General features: G+C 63.9%; 1 protein-coding gene and 2 pseudogenes. 2 read left to right on the top strand and 1 reads right to left on the bottom strand.

The genetic code is table 11. From position 1 onward, the window contains the following. Positions 1-334: pseudogene (locus AB1460_RS37200) on the top strand (hypothetical protein); the annotation flags it as partial. A gap of 147 nt (positions 335-481) precedes the next feature. On the opposite strand, the gene AB1460_RS37195 reads toward AB1460_RS37200, so the two are convergent. Then, positions 482-709, bottom strand: a complete 228-nt coding sequence (locus tag AB1460_RS37195; RefSeq protein WP_368967228.1) for a hypothetical protein — start codon at positions 707-709, stop codon at positions 482-484. An 898-nt stretch (positions 710-1,607) separates the two neighbouring features. Here AB1460_RS37195 and AB1460_RS37190 point away from each other — a divergent pair. Next, positions 1,608-1,751: pseudogene (locus AB1460_RS37190) on the top strand (IS6 family transposase); the annotation flags it as partial. Positions 1,752-1,863 lie beyond the last annotated feature (112 nt).

Here is a 1,863-nt window from a genome sequence, read left to right as displayed (position 1 = left end):
GGGTGGGAACCGGAACCCGGCGAACTCTGATGTCGGAGCCGGTGGCCGGACACGACGTCGACGCATGACTCGATCATGCCTGGTAGAGGTCGTCGAGGCAGCGGACTTCGTCGACGCAACAGACCCGCACGGTTCTTGCGGCCAGCTTCCTGACGGCCAAAAAGCCGCGAGGCGCACCCAGGCTGCCATCCGCGCCCACGACGAACGCGGCTTCGCCGTCCTGAAAAACTGGCACGTCCTCGACCGCTACCGGGGCTACCCCTGGCGCGTCAGCATCATCGTCCAGGAAATCCTGACCATGTCAATCAGCGACGTAACTGGCCAGGCTTTGTAGATCGTTTGTTTTTGGCTTCGTGGCAGGCGGAGGCTTGTCGATGGTCCGCCGGCTCGGGGTGTTGGCGTGGTGCAGTTGATCGGATCGTAGGGTTTGGGTGTGTCATAACTACGAAAGTCGAGGTAGGAGGCCCGGAAGTCCGATAATTCACCCGCTGCCGTACAGCTCCGGGTGGCTCATGGGTGCGTGCAGAAGCTGGCGGTGACCCAACGGTTCGGCGAGTTCGACAAGGCCGGCCACCGGTGGACGCGCGATTGCCTCGCAGATCTGCCCCTTGCCGTGAACCCAGTACGCGATCCAGACGTAGGAATCAGATTCGGCCACCTCGACTCCGGCCAGCTTCGGACAGGAATCAGCACCACCCCAGGTGATCACGAGCGATCTGCCGCCGTCTCGCACCTCGACAAGCTGCCATGGCACACTATTCCAGCTCTTCTTCCCGACCGAAACGGTTGGGATACGTTGAAGAGGAGACGGCCTGAGGAGGGGCAGCGAGCCCGGAGGGGGGCTGTAGGCCTGCAGCCGGTCAGGAACCGCGTCCCTGACCGGTCGGATGTTGTTCGAAGGCTCCTGACCGCAGGCCGGAAGCAGAGCGGCCAGCACCAGACAGACCGCCGTACACAAGCCAGATCCTCGTCGCACCGGTCCCTGCCCTCGGGTTCGGGTTCGCACTGATATCTTCCCCACAGCGTGTGCCCTGCGCCCGGACCCGGTTATGGACGGACGCCTGGCAGCGACGGCTCGTCAGTACAACATCGACTGGCTGCCCAGCGGCAACCGAACTTCACCGACGAGGAAGCCGGCCTGGTCCAGACCTTGCCACAGGGGCAGCGGTTCGACCGCGGCTTCAGGCCGAGGCGTGGACCTCAGGCCGTGTTGATATCGACCTGAAGCGCCTCCATCGCTCCCTGGATGTCCGCGAAATAGACCCGCCAGTAGCAGCCCCCACCGGATCCTCGCCCTGTCGCGGGAACACCGTTACAGGTAGCGTTGGTGGAGGTGTCAGCTGCCGAAATTATGCCGACGGCCAATGCGTTGTCTCCTGATGGCTGGAACACGGGCCCTCCGCTGTCCCCGTTTCCCCAGGCGGCGCTGTGATACACCTGCTCGGCCTGGACCTCACCACCGTAGACGCCACCACTAGCAGTGTGTACCGTTACACCGCGGCGCGCTATACGGATGTTGCAGGAGATTCCGGAGTAGGATCCGGAGGGGCTCTGTTGCATTGGCGGAGTCCGCTGTCCCGCGGCCGTCGATCGGTCATGATCGAGTGATGCGTCGACGTCGTGCCTGTCCACCGGTTCCGACATCGGAGTTCGCGGGGTTTCGGTTCCCACCCGAGGTGATCGTGCTGGCGGTCCGCTGGTACCTGCGGTTCGCCCTGTCCTACCGGGATGTCGAGCAGGGCCTCGGCAAAGTTGTCGGTCAGCAAGCAAGCTTCATGATTGTCTCTAGTGGGCGTTCGGGGCGGCGGGCGTGGTGACGGATTCCCGCGGCGATGTTCGTGACGCCGGTCAGGCGCAGGATCG

The sequence above is a fragment of the Parafrankia sp. FMc2 genome (assembly GCF_041008525.1).
In the GTDB taxonomy this organism is placed as follows: Bacteria; Actinomycetota; Actinomycetes; order Frankiales; family Frankiaceae; genus Parafrankia.
This window is presented reverse-complemented; position numbering and strand designations above follow the sequence as displayed.